This is a genomic window from Pseudomonas sp. WOUb67, from assembly GCF_050058005.1.
GTDB lineage: Bacteria > Pseudomonadota > Gammaproteobacteria > Pseudomonadales > Pseudomonadaceae > Aquipseudomonas > Aquipseudomonas putida_R.
On the sequence record NZ_CP170112.1, the window covers coordinates 1,322,745 to 1,338,676 of the forward strand.

Annotated in this window: 14 protein-coding genes; 4 read left to right on the forward strand and 10 right to left on the reverse strand. The window is 64.3% G+C overall.

The window, feature by feature from the left end; translation table 11 throughout:
- Nucleotides 1–34 precede the first annotated feature (34 nt).
- Nucleotides 35–322, forward strand: coding sequence for a PsiF family protein (locus ABOC32_RS05870; protein ID WP_043200853.1), 288 nt, complete (start codon nt 35–37; stop codon nt 320–322).
- 70 nt (nt 323–392) lie between these two features.
- Nucleotides 393–1,400 carry an AI-2E family transporter gene (locus ABOC32_RS05875; RefSeq protein ID WP_086977211.1) on the forward strand — a complete coding sequence of 336 codons (1,008 nt, stop codon included), beginning with the start codon at nt 393–395 and terminating at the stop codon, nt 1,398–1,400.
- Nucleotides 1,401–1,534: 134 nt separating this feature from the next.
- On the opposite strand, the gene ABOC32_RS05880 is transcribed toward ABOC32_RS05875, so the two are convergent.
- Nucleotides 1,535–2,806, reverse strand: a complete 1,272-nt coding sequence (locus tag ABOC32_RS05880; protein ID WP_426810391.1) for an Hsp70 family protein — start codon at nt 2,804–2,806, stop codon at nt 1,535–1,537.
- A 164-nt stretch (nt 2,807–2,970) separates the two neighbouring features.
- On the opposite strand from ABOC32_RS05880, the gene cbpA reads away from it, so the two are divergent.
- Both cbpA and ABOC32_RS05890 read left to right on the forward strand, forming a co-directional pair.
- Entirely contained in the window at nt 2,971–3,927 is a 957-nt protein-coding gene (gene cbpA, locus ABOC32_RS05885) for a curved DNA-binding protein (RefSeq protein ID WP_426810392.1), read from the forward strand.
- Nucleotides 3,928–3,929: 2 nt separating this feature from the next.
- Complete coding sequence (locus ABOC32_RS05890) at nt 3,930–4,235, forward strand: chaperone modulator CbpM (protein ID WP_019098566.1); 306 nt, start codon at nt 3,930–3,932, stop codon at nt 4,233–4,235.
- A 126-nt stretch (nt 4,236–4,361) separates the two neighbouring features.
- Here ABOC32_RS05890 and ABOC32_RS05895 read toward each other — a convergent pair whose 3' ends face one another.
- The 9 genes from ABOC32_RS05895 to ABOC32_RS05935 all read right to left on the reverse strand — a co-directional run bounded on the left by ABOC32_RS05895 (nt 4,362) and on the right by ABOC32_RS05935 (nt 15,883).
- A complete protein-coding gene (locus tag ABOC32_RS05895; RefSeq protein WP_426810393.1) occupies nt 4,362–4,877 on the reverse strand; it encodes an N-acetyltransferase family protein in 516 nt (171 codons plus the stop codon).
- A gap of 31 nt (nt 4,878–4,908) precedes the next feature.
- Nucleotides 4,909–5,607, reverse strand: a complete 699-nt coding sequence (urtE, locus tag ABOC32_RS05900) for an urea ABC transporter ATP-binding subunit UrtE (RefSeq protein WP_043200837.1) — start codon at nt 5,605–5,607, stop codon at nt 4,909–4,911.
- A gap of 145 nt (nt 5,608–5,752) precedes the next feature.
- Nucleotides 5,753–6,610, reverse strand: a complete 858-nt coding sequence (urtD, locus tag ABOC32_RS05905) for an urea ABC transporter ATP-binding protein UrtD (RefSeq protein WP_258654150.1) — start codon at nt 6,608–6,610, stop codon at nt 5,753–5,755.
- Nucleotides 6,607–7,686, reverse strand: coding sequence for an urea ABC transporter permease subunit UrtC (gene urtC / locus ABOC32_RS05910; RefSeq protein WP_043200835.1), 1,080 nt, complete (start codon nt 7,684–7,686; stop codon nt 6,607–6,609). Before urtC ends, urtD begins: the two co-directional genes overlap by 4 nt.
- Nucleotides 7,686–9,173: an urea ABC transporter permease subunit UrtB gene (gene urtB / locus ABOC32_RS05915; protein WP_426810394.1), complete on the reverse strand. Its 1,488-nt coding sequence runs from the start codon at nt 9,171–9,173 to the stop codon at nt 7,686–7,688. Before urtB ends, urtC begins: the two co-directional genes overlap by 1 nt.
- 138 nt (nt 9,174–9,311) lie before the next feature.
- A complete protein-coding gene (gene urtA / locus ABOC32_RS05920; RefSeq protein WP_016395201.1) occupies nt 9,312–10,577 on the reverse strand; it encodes an urea ABC transporter substrate-binding protein in 1,266 nt (421 codons plus the stop codon).
- A gap of 185 nt (nt 10,578–10,762) precedes the next feature.
- A complete protein-coding gene (gene cycA / locus ABOC32_RS05925; RefSeq protein ID WP_043200829.1) occupies nt 10,763–12,169 on the reverse strand; it encodes a D-serine/D-alanine/glycine transporter in 1,407 nt (468 codons plus the stop codon).
- Between the two features lie 221 nt (nt 12,170–12,390).
- Complete coding sequence (locus tag ABOC32_RS05930; RefSeq protein ID WP_426810395.1) at nt 12,391–13,758, reverse strand: PepSY-associated TM helix domain-containing protein; 1,368 nt, start codon at nt 13,756–13,758, stop codon at nt 12,391–12,393.
- 58 nt (nt 13,759–13,816) lie between these two features.
- Nucleotides 13,817–15,883, reverse strand: a complete 2,067-nt coding sequence (locus ABOC32_RS05935; RefSeq protein ID WP_426810396.1) for a TonB-dependent copper receptor — start codon at nt 15,881–15,883, stop codon at nt 13,817–13,819.
- Nucleotides 15,884–15,932 lie beyond the last annotated feature (49 nt).

Consider the following 15,932-nt stretch of genomic DNA (forward strand, 5'->3'; position numbering starts at 1 on the left):
CGTGCGTCGGGCACGGAGCCAAGGAGACCACTCCATGAAAGTGCTGCAAATTCCATTGCTGGTGTTGGCGGTGTTGTTCAGCGCCCAAGGCTTCGCGGCCAATACCGCGCAGCAGGAAAAAATGAAAACCTGCAACGCCGACGCCACTGCCAAAACCCTCAAGGGCGATGAACGCAAGGCCTTCATGAGCACCTGCCTGAAGAAAGACGTACCGCAAACCCAGCAAGAGAAGATGAAAACCTGCAACGCCGACGCCACCACCAAGACCCTGAAGGGTGATGAGCGCAAGGCCTTCATGAGCGACTGCCTGAAGAAGAAATGACCCGCGCCTATGCCTGCAGGCATAAGGCTGGCAGACTGCGGGCATTCCCGCTGTCTGCCGTCGAGGCTGTATGACCTTTACCCCCCGTCAGATCACCCTGGCCAGCCTGATCATCGTCATGGGCGGGCTGCTGCTGGCTTTGCCCCTGAAGTTGCTGCCCAGCCTGCTAGCCGGCCTGCTGGTATTCGAACTGGTCAACATGCTGACCCCGCGCCTGCAACCGTTGCTGGCCGGCCAACGCGCGCGCTGGCTGGCCGTGGCGCTGCTCGGCACGCTGGTGGTCACTACCCTGACGCTGCTGATTGCCGGTGCCTTCAGCTTCCTGCTGCACGAGGCGGAAAACCCCGGCGCCTCGCTGGACAAGTTCATGGCCCTGGTCGAGCGCGCCCGCGGCCAGTTGCCACCGTTCATCGAGGGCTACCTGCCCGCCAGTGCCGCTGAGTTCAAGGTGGCCATCGGTGACTGGATCAAAAGCCACCTGAGCGACTTGCAGCTGGTGGGCAAGGGCATGGCGCACATGTTCGTGACGCTGCTGATCGGCATGATCCTTGGCGCGATCATCGCCTTGCAGCGTATTCCCGATGTTTCCCGGCGCAAGCCCCTGGCGGCGGCGCTGTTCGAGCGTCTGAACCTGCTGGTGAAGGCGTTTCGCAACATCGTCTTCGCGCAGATCAAGATCTCGCTGCTCAACACGGCCTTTACCGGTATCTTCCTGGCGGTGGTGATGCCGCTGTTTGGCGTGCACCTGCCGCTGACCAAGACGCTGATCGTGCTGACCTTCCTGCTGGGCTTGCTGCCGGTGATCGGCAACCTGATGTCCAACACCCTGATCACCATCGTGGGCCTGTCGCTGTCGATCTGGGTGGCAGCGGCGGCGCTGGGTTATCTGATCGTCATCCACAAGGTCGAGTACTTCCTCAACGCGCGGATTGTTGGCGGGCAGATCAGTGCCAAGGCGTGGGAACTGCTGCTGGCGATGCTGGTGTTCGAGGCGGCGTTCGGGCTGCCCGGGGTGGTGGCGGGGCCGATCTACTATGCCTACCTGAAGAGTGAGCTGAAGCGCGAAGAGCTGGTCTGATTCTGCTTCAGCCTGCACCGGCCCTTTCGCGGGTAAACCCGCTCCCACAGGGACTGCACAAGTCTCGGATACTGTGCGATCCCTGTGGGAGCGGGTTTACCCGCGAAGAGGCCAGTACAGGCTAACCAGATGAATCAGGCTGCCCCGTAACGCTTGCGCGCCTCGATGGCCAGGCCGCTACCAATGCTGCCAAAGATGTTGCCTTCCACATGCCGCGCATTCGGCAGCATCGCCGACACGCTGTTGCGCAGCGCCGGAATGCCGCTGGAGCCGCCAGTGAAGAACACCGTGTCCACCTGGCTTTCGCTCACGCCAGCCTTGGCCAGCAGCTCGGTCACACTGCCGCGCACGCGCTCCAGCAGGCCTTCGATCGCGTCTTCGAACAGCGCACGGGTCAGCACTGCGGTCAGCTCGGGCTCGACACGGCGCAGGTCGATGTGGCGGCTGTCTTGCTCGGTCAGCTCGATCTTGCTGGCCTCCACTTCCATCGCCAGCCAGTGCCCGGCGCGCTGCTCGATCAGCTTGAACAGGCGGTCGATGCCGAAACTGTCCTCGATGTCGTAGCGCATGCTGCCCAGCGCCAGCTGCGACTTCTGCGAGTACAGGGCGTTGATGGTGTGCCAGGTGGCCAGGTTGAGGTGGTAGCTGGTGGGCATCAGCGCGCCGCTCTTCATGCGGCTGCCGTAGCCGAACAGCGGCATCACGCCCTGCAGGCTCAGCTGTTTGTCAAAGTCGGTACCGCCGATGTGCACGCCGCCGGTGGCGAGAATGTCGCTTTGGCGTTCGGCGATCAGGTGGCGCTCGGGCGACAGGCGGATCAACGTGAAGTCCGAAGTACCACCGCCAATGTCGACGATCAGCACCAGTTCTTCACGGCCGATACCCGACTCGTAGTCGAAGGCCGCGGCAATCGGCTCGTACTGGAACGACACATCCTTGAAGCCGATCTTGCGCGCCACGTCGGCCAAAGTGTCCTCGGCCTCCTGGTCGGCAGCCGGGTCTTCGTCGACGAAGAACACCGGGCGGCCCAGTACCACCTGGTCGAATTCACGGCCAGCGGCGGCTTCGGCGCGCTTTTTCAGCTCGCCGATGAACATGCCCAGCAGGTCCTTGAACGGCAGGGCACTGCCCAGCACGCTGGTGTCGTGCTTGATCAGCTTGGAGCCCAGCAGGCTCTTCAGCGAGCGCATCAGGCGGCCTTCGTAGCCTTCCAGGTATTCGTGCAGTGCCAGGCGGCCATATACCGGGCGCCGCTCTTCGATGTTGAAGAACACCACCGAGGGCAAGGTGATCTTGCCGTCTTCCAGGGCAATCAGCGACTCCACGCCAGGGCGGTGCCAGCCGACCGTGGAGTTGGAGGTGCCAAAGTCGATGCCCAGGGCGCGGGCCGGGGATACGTCAGACATGGGAAATCAGCTTCCGGAGCGAAAACGGCCGCGCAGTTTATGCCACTTGGCTACAGAATCAAGACCAGTCGTCTGCCATGGCGCAAACCCAAGGCGGTCTTGAAAGGCTATGCTTGACCCCTATCTTCTGTTGCAACACGCACATTCACATTGGTGATCCACAGATGGACTTCAAAGACTATTACAAGATACTCGGCGTAGAGCCCACGGCGGACGACAAGGCGATCAAGGCCGCGTACCGCAAGCTTGCGCGCAAGTATCACCCCGATGTCAGCAAGGAGCGCGACGCCGAGGACAAGTTCAAGGAGGCCAACGAGGCCTACGAAGTGCTGGGCGACGCGCAGAAACGTGCCGAGTTCGACGAAATTCGCAAGTATGGCGGCCAGCATGGCCGGCCGTTCCAGGCACCACCGGGCTGGGAGAGCCGTGGCGGTGGCGGTGGCGGCTTCGAGGGCGGCGACTTCTCCGACTTCTTCAGCTCGGTCTTCGGTGGGCGGGGTGGCAACCCCTTCGGTGGTGCCCGGCAGCAGCAACGTAGTGCCGGCAGGCGAGGGCAGGATGTGGAGCTTGAACTGGCGGTGTTCCTTGAAGAGACCCTGAGCAAGGAGTCCAAGCAGATCAGCTTCCAGGTGCCGCAAACCAATGCCTTGGGCCAACGCACCGGCTTCACCACCAAGACCCTGAACGTGAAGATTCCGGCCGGTGTGACGGACGGCGAGCGTATCCGCCTTAAAGGCCAGGGCGCGCCGGGCAGTGGTGGCGGGGCCAATGGCGACCTGTTCCTGACCATCCGCATGGCACCGCACCCGCTGTTCGATGTCGAAGGTCATGACCTGATCATCACCGTGCCGCTGGCACCGTGGGAGGCGGCCCTGGGCACCAAGGTGGCGGTACCGACCCTGGAAGGCAAGATCAACCTGACCATCCGCCCCGACAGCCAGAGCGGCCAGCGCCTGCGCGTACCGGGCAAGGGCCTGGCGAACAAGAGCGGCGAGCGCGGCAACCTTTACGCGCAACTGAAAGTGGTCATGCCGCCGACCTCCGACGAGGCTGCCCGCGAACTGTGGACCAAGCTTTCCGAGAAAGCGGCGTTCAACCCGAGGACACAATGGAGTAAGTGATCATGAGCAGCACCCTGATCGTTCAACTGGACATGCGTACCTTGTGTCAGGAAGCCGATGTCACGGCGGACTGCGTGATCGAGATCGTCGAACACGGCATTGTCGAACCCTCCGGGCGAACGCCTGAGGACTGGTTGTTCGACGATCAGGCGCCGTTGGTGGCCAAGCGCGCGGCGAAGCTGCACCAGGAGCTGGAACTGGAGTGGGAAGGGGTGGCGCTGGCGCTGGAACTGCTGCAGGAAGTGCAGCAGTTGCGCAGCGAGAACAACATGCTGCGCCAGCGGCTGGGCAGGTTTACCCAGATGTGAGGTTTGCAGGCCCGGCCTCTTCGCGGGTAAACCCGCTCCCACAGGGATCCCACATTGCCCAAGACATGTGAGGTCCCTGTGGGAGCGGGTTTACCCGCGAAGAGGCCAGTACAGGCAACATCAATCTCAGGTCGGTTCGGCTCCGGGGTTCAGCACCAGCTGCATGAAGGTCAGGTCCAGCCAGCGGCCAAACTTCACCCCCACCTGCGGCATTTGCCCTGTCACCACGAAGCCCAGCCGCTCATGCAGGCGCACCGACGCCGCATTGCCACTCTCGATGGCCGCTACCATCACATGCTTGCCACAACCACGCGCGCGCTCCACCAGCGCTGCCATCAACACCGGCCCCAGCCCTTTGCCGCGCTGATCGCTACGCACATACACCGAGTGCTCCACGGTGTTGCGAAACCCTTCGAACGGCCGCCAGTCGCCAAACGAGGCATACCCCAGTACACCCGTCTCATCCACCGCCACCAGAATCGGATAGCCCTGCTGTGCTCGGGCTTCAAACCAGGCCTGCCGGTTACCGAGGTCCACCGGGGTTTCGTTCCAGATCGCCGTGGTGTTGCGCACCGCGTCGTTGTAGATGTCGAGGATGCCCGGCACGTCGGTGGGCAGGGCGTCGCGGATTTCGTAACTCATGACAGCGTCTCGCAGGGTCGTTGCTCGCAGATTAAATGGTTACCAGCCCGCGCACACCTTCAGCTTGCATGTTTTCGCCGCGCCCGTGCTGCACGATCTCGCCACGGGCCATGACCAGGTACTGGTCGGCCAGTTCTTCGGCAAAGTCGTAGAACTGCTCCACAAGCAGAATCGCCATGTCGCCACGCTGTGCCAGGCGGCGGATGACGGCACCGATTTCCTTGATCACCGAGGGCTGGATGCCTTCGGTCGGCTCATCGAGAATAAGCAGGCGCGGGCGGCTGGCCAGGGCGCGGCCGATGGCCAGCTGTTGCTGCTGGCCGCCCGACAGGTCGCCGCCCCGGCGCTGTTTCATCTGCTCCAGCACCGGGAACAGTTCGTAGATGAAGGCGGGGACTTCGCGGGCTTCACGGGCCGGGAAGCGTGACAGGCCCATCAGCAGGTTTTCCTCGACGGTAAGGCGCGGGAAAATTTCGCGGCCCTGGGGCACATAGGCGATACCGGCCTGGACCCGTTGCTGGGGCTTGAGGCTGGTGATCGGCTTGCCTTCCCATTCGATGCTGCCGTCGCGGGCGGGTACCAGGCCCATCAGGCAGCGCAGCAGGGTGGTCTTGCCCACGCCGTTGCGGCCCAGCAGGCAGGTGACTTCGCCGACCTTGGCTTCGAAGGACAGGCCGCGCAGGATGTGGCTGCCGCCGTAGTACTGGTGCAGGGTGTCGATCTTGAGCATGTGTGGTTCCTGGGAATTTTGCATTGCCTATGCCGGCCCTTTCGCGGGTAAACCCGCTCCCACAGGGACCGCGTAAGTCTTGATACCTGCGCCGTACCTGTGGGAGCGGGTTTACCCGCGAAGAGGCCGGTACAGGTATCCATGTCTAGCGGCCGAGGTACACCTCGACCACCCGCTCATCCGCCTGCACCTGCTCCAGCGACCCTTCTGCCAGCACACTGCCCTGGTGCAGCACGGTCACATGGTCGGCGATGCTGCCGACAAAGCCCATGTCATGCTCCACCACCATCAGCGAATGCTTGCCAGCCAGGCCCTTGAACAGCTCGGCGGTAAACTCGGTCTCGGCATCGGTCATGCCGGCCACCGGCTCATCCAGCAGCAGCAACTGCGGCTCCTGCACCAGCAGCATGCCGATCTCCAGAAACTGCTTCTGCCCGTGCGACAGCAAGCCGGCCTGGCGCTGGGCCAGGGGCAGCAGGCGCAAGGTGGTCAGCACTTCTTCGATGCGCTGGCGTTGCTCACCGCCCAGCCGCGCGGCCAGGCTGGCCCACACCGACTTGTCGGTCTTCAGCGCCAGCTCCAGGTTTTCGAACACCGTCAGTGCCTCGAACACCGTGGGCTTCTGGAACTTGCGGCCAATGCCGGCCTGGGCGATCTGGTATTCGCTCATGCGGGTCAGGTCGAGGGTGTCGCCAAAGTAGGCGCTGCCGGTGTCGGGGCGGGTCTTGCCGGTGATCACGTCCATCATCGTGGTCTTGCCGGCGCCGTTGGGGCCGATGATGCAGCGCAGCTCGCCCACGCCGATGTACAGGTTCAGCCCGTTGAGCGCCTTGAAGCCATCGAAGCTGACGCTTATGTCTTCCAGGCTAAGCACCGTGCCGTGGCGGGTGTCGAGGCCGGCCTTGCGGCTCTGGCCCAGGCCGATGGCATCGCGGCCGGCGCCGAGGTTGTCGAACACAGGCTCCAGCATGAATTCCGGGTGGACCGGGGGCACGCCTCTCATGGCTGGCTCCTTTTCTTCAACAGGCCGACCACGCCCTTGGGCAGGTACAGGGTGACAAGGATGAACAGCGCGCCGAGGAAGAACAGCCAGAACTCCGGGAAGGCCACGGTGAACCAGCTCTTCATGCCATTGACCAGCCCGGCGCCGAGCAGCGGGCCGATCAGCGTGCCGCGCCCGCCCAGGGCCACCCACACGGCGGCTTCGATGGAGTTGGTCGGCGACATTTCGCTGGGGTTGATGATGCCCACCTGCGGCACGTACAGCGCGCCCGCCAGGCCGCACAGCACGGCGCTGAGCACCCACACCAGCAGCTTGAAGCCGCGCGGGTCGTAGCCGCAGAACATCAGGCGGTTCTCGGCGTCGCGCACCGCAGTGAGCAGGCGGCCGAACTTGCTGCGGGTCAGGCGCCAGCACAGGTACAGGCTGGCCAGCAGCAGGCCGACGGTGAGCAGGAACAGCACCGCGCGGGTGCCCTGGGCGGCAATGTCGAAGCCCAGGATGGTGCGGAAGCTGGTGAAGCCGTTGTTGCCGCCAAAGCCGGTTTCGTTGCGGAAGAACAGCAACATGCCGGCGAAGGTCAGGGCCTGGGTCATGATCGAGAAGTACACGCCCTTGATCCGCGAGCGGAAGGCGAAAAACCCGAACACCAGCGCCAGCAGCCCGGGTGCCAGCACCACCAGGCACAGGGCCCAGGCGAAATGCTGGGTACCGGCCCAGTACCACGGCAGCTCGGTCCATGACAGGAAGGTCATGAACCCCGGCAGGCCGTCACCGGCCGCCTGGCGCATCAGGTACATGCCCATGGCGTAACCGCCCAGGGCGAAGAACAGGCCGTGCCCCAGCGACAGCAGGCCGGCATAGCCCCAGACCAGGTCCAGGGCCAGGGCGACGATGGCGTAGCAGAGAATCTTGCCGACCAGGGTCAGGGTGTAGGCCGACACCTGCAGGGCGTGATCCGCCGGCAGCAGGGACAGCAGCGGCAGGGCCAGCAACAGCAGCACGACGAGGGCGCCGATGGCCAGGGTCAGGCGCGGCCCGGCCTTTTGCGTAGCGGTGACAAGCAGAGGCTGGTTCATCAGTCGATTACCCGTCCCTTGAGGGCGAACAGGCCTTGCGGGCGCTTCTGGATGAACAGAATGATCAACGCAAGGATGAGGATCTTGCCGAGCACGGCGCCGATCTGCGGCTCCAGCAGTTTGTTGGCGATGCCAAGGCCGAACGCGGCCCAGAGGCTGCCGGCCAGTTGCCCGACACCGCCCAGCACCACCACCAGGAACGAGTCGATGATGTAGCTCTGGCCCAGGTCCGGGCCGACGTTGCCGACCTGGCTCAGGGCCACGCCGCCGAGCCCGGCGATGCCGGAGCCCAGGCCGAAGGCGAGCATGTCGACGCGCCCGGTGGACACGCCGCAGCAGGCGGCCATGTTGCGGTTCTGGGTGACCGCGCGCACGTTCAGGCCCAGCCGCGTGCGGTTGAGCAGCAGCCAGGTGAGCAGCACCACGGCCAGGGCGAAGCCGATGATGACCAGGCGGTTGTACGGCAGCACCAGGTTGGGCAGCAGCTGAATGCCGCCCGACAGCCACGCCGGGTTGCTCACCTCGACGTTCTGCGCGCCGAACAGCAGGCGGATGGCCTGGATCAGCATCAGGCTGATGCCCCAGGTGGCCAGCAGGGTTTCCAGCGGGCGGCCGTACAGGTGGCGGATCACGGTGCGTTCCAGCGCCATGCCGACCCCGGCACTGACAGCGAAGGCCACCGGCAAGGCAATCAGCGGGTAGAACTCGATGGCACCCGGGGCGTAGCGCTGCACCAGCACCTGGACCATGTAGGTGCTGTAGGCGCCGAGCATCAGCATCTCGCCGTGGGCCATGTTGATCACCCCCAGCAGGCCGAAGGTGATGGCAAGGCCCAGCGCCGCCAGCAGCAGGATCGAGCCCAGCGACAGGCCGCTGAAGGCCTGGCCGAGCAGTTCGCCGACCAGCAGCTTGCGCTTGACCTGGGCCAGGCTGGTTTCGGCAGCGGTGCGCACGCCCGGGTCGGCTTCTGCGCCGGGTTGCAGCAGCGCTTCAAGGCGGGTGCGGGCCACCGGGTCACCGGTTTCGCCCAGCAGGCGCACGGCGGCCAGGCGTACCGCTGGCTCGCTGGCGCCCAGTTGCAGGTTGGCCAGGGCCAGGCCGAGGGCGGCGTGTACGGCGGCATCCGGCTCGCTGGCGAAGCGCCGGTCGAGGAAGGCCATTTGCGCGGGTTGTGCGCTTTTTTGCAGTTGTTGGGCGGCAATCAGGCGGGTGTCGCTGTTGTCGCTGAGCAACTGGTGGCTGGCCAGGGCGTTGTCGATCAGGCCGCGCAGGCGGTTGTTCAGGCGTACCTTGCGGGTGTCGCCCTCGGCGATGCGGCCTTGGCGCAGGTTTTCCAGTAGCGGCAGGCGCGCGGCATCGGGTTGCGCCGCCCAGCCTTCGAGCAGGCTGGCTTGCTCGGCGGGCTTGGCGGTGAGGAAGAATTCGCCCTCGCTGGCCTGGGTTGCCAGGGGCAGTAGCAGGAGCAGGGTGAGCAGGAGTCTGAGCATGCGGGTAATCCTGGAATACAGTGGTGGATTCTTCGCGGGCTTGCCCGCTCCCACAGGTATTTCACCGGTCCAGAGGGCAGTGGGGACCTGTGGGAGCGGGCAAGCCCGCGAATGGGCCGCATAGCGGCCCCAGTGCACTCAGTTACCTTTCACTGCGTAATCAGGGCGCTTGTCATTGCCCGGAATGAACGGGCTCCAAGGCTGCGCCCGCAGCGGTTGCTCGGTTTCCCACACCACACTGAACTGCCCGTCATCCTGGATCTCGCCGATCATCACCGGCTTGTGCAGGTGGTGGTTGGTCTTGTCCATGGTCAGGGTGAAGCCCGACGGCGCTTTGAAGCTCTGCCCGGCCAGTGCCTCACGCACTTTGTCGACATCGGTGGACTTGGCCTTCTCGGCGGCCTGCGCCCACATGTGGATGCCCACGTAGGTGGCTTCCATCGGGTCGTTGGTCACCGCCTTGTCAGCGCCTGGCAGGCCCTTGGCCTTGGCGTAGGCTTTCCAGTCGGCAACAAACTTCTGGTTCACCGGGTTATCCACCGACTCGAAGTAGTTCCAGGCGGCCAGGTGGCCCACCAATGGTTTGGTGTCGATACCGCGCAGCTCTTCTTCGCCCACCGAGAAGGCCACCACCGGCACGTCGGTGGCCTTCAGGCCCTGGTTGGCCAGTTCCTTGTAGAACGGCACGTTGGAGTCGCCGTTGACCGTGGAAATCACCGCCGTCTTGCCGCCGGCGGAGAACTTCTTGATGTTGGCAACGATGGTCTGGTAATCGGCGTGGCCGAATGGCGTGTAGACCTCTTCGATGTCCTTGTCGGCCACGCCTTTGCTGTGCAGGAAGGCGCGCAGGATCTTGTTGGTGGTGCGCGGGTAGACGTAGTCGGTGCCCAGCAGGAAGAAGCGCTTGGCGCTGCCGCCGTCTTCGCTCATCAGGTATTCAACGGCAGGAATGGCCTGCTGGTTGGGGGCGGCGCCGGTGTAGAACACGTTCGGCGACATCTCTTCACCCTCGTACTGCACCGGGTAGAACAGCAGGCCGTTGAGCTCTTCGAACACGGGCAGCACCGACTTGCGCGACACCGAGGTCCAGCAGCCGAACACCACCGCGACCTTGTCCTGGGTCAGCAGCTGGCGGCTCTTTTCAGCGAACAGCGGCCAGTTGGACGCCGGGTCGACCACCACCGGCTCAAGCATCTTGCCGTTCACGCCACCTTTGGCGTTGATCTCGTCGATGGTCATCAGCGCCATGTCCTTGAGCGAGGTCTCGGAAATGGCCATGGTCCCCGACAGCGAATGCAGGATGCCAACCTTGATGGTCTCGGCGGCCTGGATACTCCAGCTCAGGCCCATCGCCGCAATCGATGCGCTGAGGGTAAAAGCCTTGATCAGACTGCGACGCTTCATGTGCTCTCTCCGCTGAGTTTTTATGTGTTGGGCAAGCGGGGAGGGGCGTTGCAAGGGGTGTGCCTAGTGGCGAAATTGGCGTAATAGAGGGGTTGTGCGAGGTGTTGGGGCGTTTGCGAGGTCCAGGTTGGTGCCTGAAATATTTGTGTGCACAGGATTGGGGCCGCACAGCGGCCCCGAGGCCATCAGCCGTTACGCACTGCCGTGCGCGGATGGCGCCTGCTGCGTACGAACTGGTAGGTCACCGCCAAAAGCACGAACCAGATCGGCGTCACCACCAGAGCGGAGCGCGTATCCGCCTCCAGGCTCAGCAACACCAGGATGAAGGCAAAGAACACCAGGCACACGTAGCACATGAAACGCCCGCCCGGCATCTTGTACTTCGACGCCTGGTGCAGCGCCGCGCGGTTTTTGCGGTACTTCAGGTACGACAGCAGGATCAGCGTCCAGACGAACATGAACAGCACCGCCGAAACGGTAGTCACCAGCGTGAACGCCTCGACCACGTTCGGTACCAGGTAGATCAGCACCGCCCCCAGCAGCAGGCAGGTGCAGGAGAAGTACAGGCCGTTGGCCGGCACCGAGCGGCTCGACAGTTTCTCGAAGGCCTTGGGTGCGTCACCCTCCTGGCTCAGGCCGAAGAGCATGCGGCTGGTGGAGAACACGCCGCTGTTGGCCGACGAAGCCGCCGAGGTCAGCACCACAAAGTTGATGATACTGGCCGCCGCCGGCAGGCCTGCCAGCACGAACAATTCAACGAACGGGCTCTTGCCCGGTACCACGTCGCGCCAAGGCGTCACGGCCATGATCGCGATCAGCGCCAGTACATAGAACACGATGATGCGGATCGGGATCGAGTTGATCGCCCGTGGCAGGGTGCGCTCCGGGTTCTTCGCTTCGGCGGCGGTGGTGCCCACCAGCTCGATGCCGACGAAGGCGAACACGGCAATCTGGAACCCGGCGAAGAAGCCCATCAGGCCATGGGGGAACATGCCGCCGTCATTCCACAGGTTGGCCAGCTGTGCAGTGCGCCCGCTGGGCGAGGTGAAGCCGGTGATGACCATGTACAGGCCGGTAGCGACCAGGCCGAGAATGGCGACGATCTTGACCAGGGCGAACCAGAACTCCATCTCGCCGAACATTTTTACCGTCACCAGGTTCAGCGACAGCAGCAGCCCCACGCAGGTCAGCGCCGGTATCCACTGTGGCAGGTCGGGGAACCAGAACTGCGTGTAGGCGGCGATGGCGACCACGTCGGCAATGCCGGTGACCACCCAGCAGAACCAGTAGGTCCAGCCGGTGAAGTAACCGGCCCAGGGGCCGAGCAGGTCGGCGGAGAAGTCGATGAACGACTTGTAGTTGAGGTTCGACAGCAGCAGTTCGCCCATGGCGCGCATGACGAAGAACAGCATGAAGCCGATGATCATGTAGACGAAGATGATCGAGGGACCCGCCAGGCTGATGGTCTTGCCCGAGCCCATGAACAGGCCGGTGCCGATGGCGCCGCCGATGGCGATCAGCTGGATGTGGCGGTTGGTCAGGTTGCGTTGCAGGTGCTGCTCTTCTTGTGGTTTTGGTGAAGTTGCGGTCATAAGCTGCATTCCCTTGAAAGTCGCCGGCTAGGCTAACACGGTCGTTCCAGTTCGAGATCGCGACAGATCGCCACGATTTTTCGATAGCAGCCTGCGTTTCGTAGGAATAGTTCGACAACCTGCACTGGCCTCTTCGCGGGTGAACCCGCTCCCACAGGTCTGGCGCAGAACCTGTGGGAGCGGGTTCACCCGCGAAGAGGCCGGTACAGGCAGTACAGAACTCAGGCGCTGGCCAGAACCCGGCGGCGCCTGACCACCAGGCTATCCACCACCCACATCACCACCATCGACACCCCCACCAGCGGGAACATCACCCCCAGCACCAGCATCACCCCCACCGCCGCCTTCCAGCGCGGCAGGTCATGGCGCAGCGGCGGTACGCCCAGGCCGCCTTCAGGCCGGCGCTTCCACCACATCACCAGCCCGCTCACCGACCCCAGCAGAATCATCAGGCACACCAGCAGTATGACGATCTGGTTGAACGCCCCGAACATCTTGCCCTCATGCAGCATCACGCCCATCTCGGTGGCGCGGGCGACCGGGCTGTAATCCTGCCAGCGCACATCGGCCAGCACCTTGCCGGTGTACTGGTCGACATGCAGGGTGGCGTCGTTGCGCGGGTCGTCGGCGAACACGGCAATGGTGAACACCCCGTCTGCCGTGGTCGGCAGGGTAATGCTGTAGCCCGGCTCGACCTGGCGCGAGGTGGCGATGTCCTCGACCTGCTGCACGCTCACCTGGGGCGCGGCGGGCATGTCCGACATCATGTGGTGCCCGGCGTGCTCGGCGTGTGCGCCGGACTGTGGCATCGGCGTGTTTTCCATCGCCCAGGGCACGGTCTGGCGGTGTGCGTTGTTAAGCTCACCCGCCTGCTGGTCCGACTTGGGCACGTCGTTCCACATGGCCGCCGGGAAGCGGTTCCACAAATCGGCGTACTGCTTGCCCCACAGGCCGGTCCAGGTCATGCCGCTGACCAGCATCATCAACAGCAAGGCCGAACCCCAGAAGCCGGTAACCGCGTGCAGGTCGCGCCAGAACAGCCGACCGCGTGCCGACAGCCTGGGCCACAGTACGCCAGCGCCGTTACGACCGCGCGGCCACCACAGGTACAGGCCCGACACCACCAGCACGATGCCCCAGCCTGCAGCCAGCTCCACCAGGCGGTCACCGACCGTGCCGACCATCAGCTCGCCATGCAGGGCGCGGGCGATGGCCTGCAGGTTCTGCTTGCCGTCCTGCTCGCCGAGCACCTTGCCGCTGTACGGGTCGACGAACACGTTCAGTTCGCGCCCGCCGTCATGCACCACGAACTGCGCACTGCGCTCGGCGTTGATGGGCGGCAGGTACTGGCCGACGTGGCCCTTGGGGTAGGCCTGGCGCACTTCGGCCAGCATCGCATCGGCGCCCTGTCGGTGGTGGCCGGCTTCGACCACCATCAGGTCGCGGTACAGCAGCGGGTCGAGCTGCGGCTTGAACAGGTAGATGATCCCGGTGATCGCCAACAGGATCATGAACGGGGCCACGAACAGCCCCGCATAAAAGTGCCAACGCCAGGCCAGGTTATAGAAATTGATGCGTGTTCCTCTCATGGGAACCTCCTGTTTGACCAGCAGATGGGCGCAACCGAAGCTGCGCCCGTGGTTGTTGTCAGAAGCTGAAGTCGACCTTGGTCCAGAAGGTCCTGCCTGGCTCGTTGACCGGCTGTGGATCGGTAGCCGGGTAGCCGAACCCGGCGTTCCCGGCCAGGTTCAAGTGCTCGGCGTAGGTTTTGTCGAACAGGTTGTCGACCCCCGCGCTGAGCTTGAGGTTTTTGTTCACCTTGTAGGCGCCGTTCAGGGAGAACACGCCGAAGCCGGCGCTCTTGTCGTAGTCCTTGCCGACCACGTTGCCCTGGTTCTCGGCGATGCGGTTTTGCGCGGCCACCAGCCGCCACAGTGCGCCGACGCTCCACACATCGCGGCTGTAGGTCAGGCCCAGGCGGCTTTCCAGGGGTGGCATTTGCGGTAGCGCTTTGCCATCACTGCTGTTCTTGCCCCAAGCGTAGGCCAGCGTGCCGTCGGCCTTCCAGTTTTCGGTCAGCTGGTAGGCGGCGCCCAGTTCGCCGCCCATGATGCGGGCGTCGATGTTCTGTGCCTGGGAAGTGCTCATGCCCATCATGCCGGTGCGGTAGTCGAACAGGATGTAGTCGCGGATTTGCCCGACATAGCCCGAAGCCCAGGCTTCCAGGCGCTCGGTGCGGTACTGGATGCCGAAATCGAGCTGGGTGGTCTTCTCTGGCTTGATGCCGTCGAAGGCGTTGGCTGCACCGGGCGGTGCCAGCTTGGGCGAGAACAGCTCCCAGTAATCGGGGAAGCGCTGGGCATGGCCGAGGCCGATGTAGGTGGTGGCCGGGATGGCCGCCAGGTCGTGCTCGTAGCGGATGAAACCGCTTGGCAGGGTGTCGGCGCGGGTATCGCCTTCAGTGGCGCTGCCTTGACGGAAGTCACGGGCCGAGGCGCGGTCCAGGCGGGCGCCGGTAATCAGCCGGTCCTCACCGCTGACGTACCAGGTCAGTTCGCTGAAAGCGCCGTAGTTGTGGAAGTCGGCGTCCTTGGTCCAGGCCTGGCCCTTGTGTGCGTCCACGCCCATGCCGCCACGCTGGCGATGTTCGTTGGTCTGCGCGTCGATGCCGCTGATCAGTTGTACGTCAGCCCAGCGCCAAGTGGCCTTGATGCGTGCGCCCAGGGTGCGGCGGTCGACGTTGCTCACCATCGGCATGCCCATCATGCCGCTGCCCGACGGAGTACGCAGGCTGTAGTTGTCCATCACATGGTCGGCGTAGTTGTAGTAGACCTGTGCCTCGACCTTGTCGAGCACCTCGCCGAGGTTGGACTTTTCAAAGCGCAGGCCCAGGCTTTCGCGCTTGAACTGCGAGCCGTCCATGCCGCGCCCGGCATAGCGGGCCTCCCCATCGCCCTTGCCCGCGGTGAGCTCCAGCAGGGTGTCCTGGTCGGGCGTCCAACCGAGGGCGACATCGCCGTTCCATTTTTCCCAGCGCGACGGCACGGTGTCGTTGTTGCCGTCGTGGTAGTCATCCGAACGTGACTGGTTGCCGACGAAGCGGGCGTAAGCCTGGTTGTTGCCGGCGGCGGCATCCAGCACCTTGTCGAAGCGGCCGTTGGAGCCGGCCAGTAGGCTGGCGTTTACCCGGCTGCCGAGGGTGCCGAACTTCTCCGGTTCGCGTTCGAAAAGGATGGTGCCTGCCGAGCCGCCCGGGCCCCAGATCACGCTTTGCGGGCCTTTGATCACGGTCAGGCGGTCGTAGGTTTCCGGCGAAATGTAGGAGGTGGGTGCGTCCATGCGGTTGGGGCAGGCGCCCAGCATCAGGCCGCCATTGGTGAGGATGTTCAAGCGCGAGCCGAACATGCCGCGCAATACCGGGTCGCCGTTGGTGCCGCCGGCACGAATGGCCGAGAAGCCGGGAATGGTCTTCAGGTAGTCGGCGCCGTCGCTGGCCGGCACGGGCTGGCGCGGGTCTTTCGGGTTGGTGACCACGGTCAGCGGCGAGCTCGGGGCCACGGCGGTGATCACCGTCGGGCTCAGCTCGGGTGCGTCGTGCGCGTGGCCTTCATGGCCAGGGTCGGCGGCCAGGGCCACGGGCGCGAGCAGCGAGCCGCATATGGCGGCGATGGTCCCACGCAGGGACAAGGCAAAAACAGGGGTGCAGCCGGACATAATGATTCCAGTCGATCAGTCATGAGTTAGCGCGAAGCCTCCTGGCTCC

Coding starts and splice junctions, on each gene's coding strand:
- urtD (WP_258654150.1), bottom strand. CDS start 6,610: ATGAGAGGCGTGCCCCCGGTCCACCCGGAATTCATGCTGGAGCCTGTG.
- ABOC32_RS05935 (WP_426810396.1), bottom strand. CDS start 15,883: ATGTCCGGCTGCACCCCTGTTTTTGCCTTGTCCCTGCGTGGGACCATC.
- ABOC32_RS05890 (WP_019098566.1), top strand. CDS start 3,930: ATGAGCAGCACCCTGATCGTTCAACTGGACATGCGTACCTTGTGTCAG.
- urtA (WP_016395201.1), bottom strand. CDS start 10,577: ATGAAGCGTCGCAGTCTGATCAAGGCTTTTACCCTCAGCGCATCGATT.
- ABOC32_RS05870 (WP_043200853.1), top strand. CDS start 35: ATGAAAGTGCTGCAAATTCCATTGCTGGTGTTGGCGGTGTTGTTCAGC.
- cbpA (WP_426810392.1), top strand. CDS start 2,971: ATGGACTTCAAAGACTATTACAAGATACTCGGCGTAGAGCCCACGGCG.
- ABOC32_RS05875 (WP_086977211.1), top strand. CDS start 393: ATGACCTTTACCCCCCGTCAGATCACCCTGGCCAGCCTGATCATCGTC.
- cycA (WP_043200829.1), bottom strand. CDS start 12,169: ATGACCGCAACTTCACCAAAACCACAAGAAGAGCAGCACCTGCAACGC.
- ABOC32_RS05895 (WP_426810393.1), bottom strand. CDS start 4,877: ATGAGTTACGAAATCCGCGACGCCCTGCCCACCGACGTGCCGGGCATC.
- urtB (WP_426810394.1), bottom strand. CDS start 9,173: ATGCTCAGACTCCTGCTCACCCTGCTCCTGCTACTGCCCCTGGCAACC.
- urtC (WP_043200835.1), bottom strand. CDS start 7,686: ATGAACCAGCCTCTGCTTGTCACCGCTACGCAAAAGGCCGGGCCGCGC.
- ABOC32_RS05880 (WP_426810391.1), bottom strand. CDS start 2,806: ATGTCTGACGTATCCCCGGCCCGCGCCCTGGGCATCGACTTTGGCACC.
- urtE (WP_043200837.1), bottom strand. CDS start 5,607: ATGCTCAAGATCGACACCCTGCACCAGTACTACGGCGGCAGCCACATC.
- ABOC32_RS05930 (WP_426810395.1), bottom strand. CDS start 13,758: ATGAGAGGAACACGCATCAATTTCTATAACCTGGCCTGGCGTTGGCAC.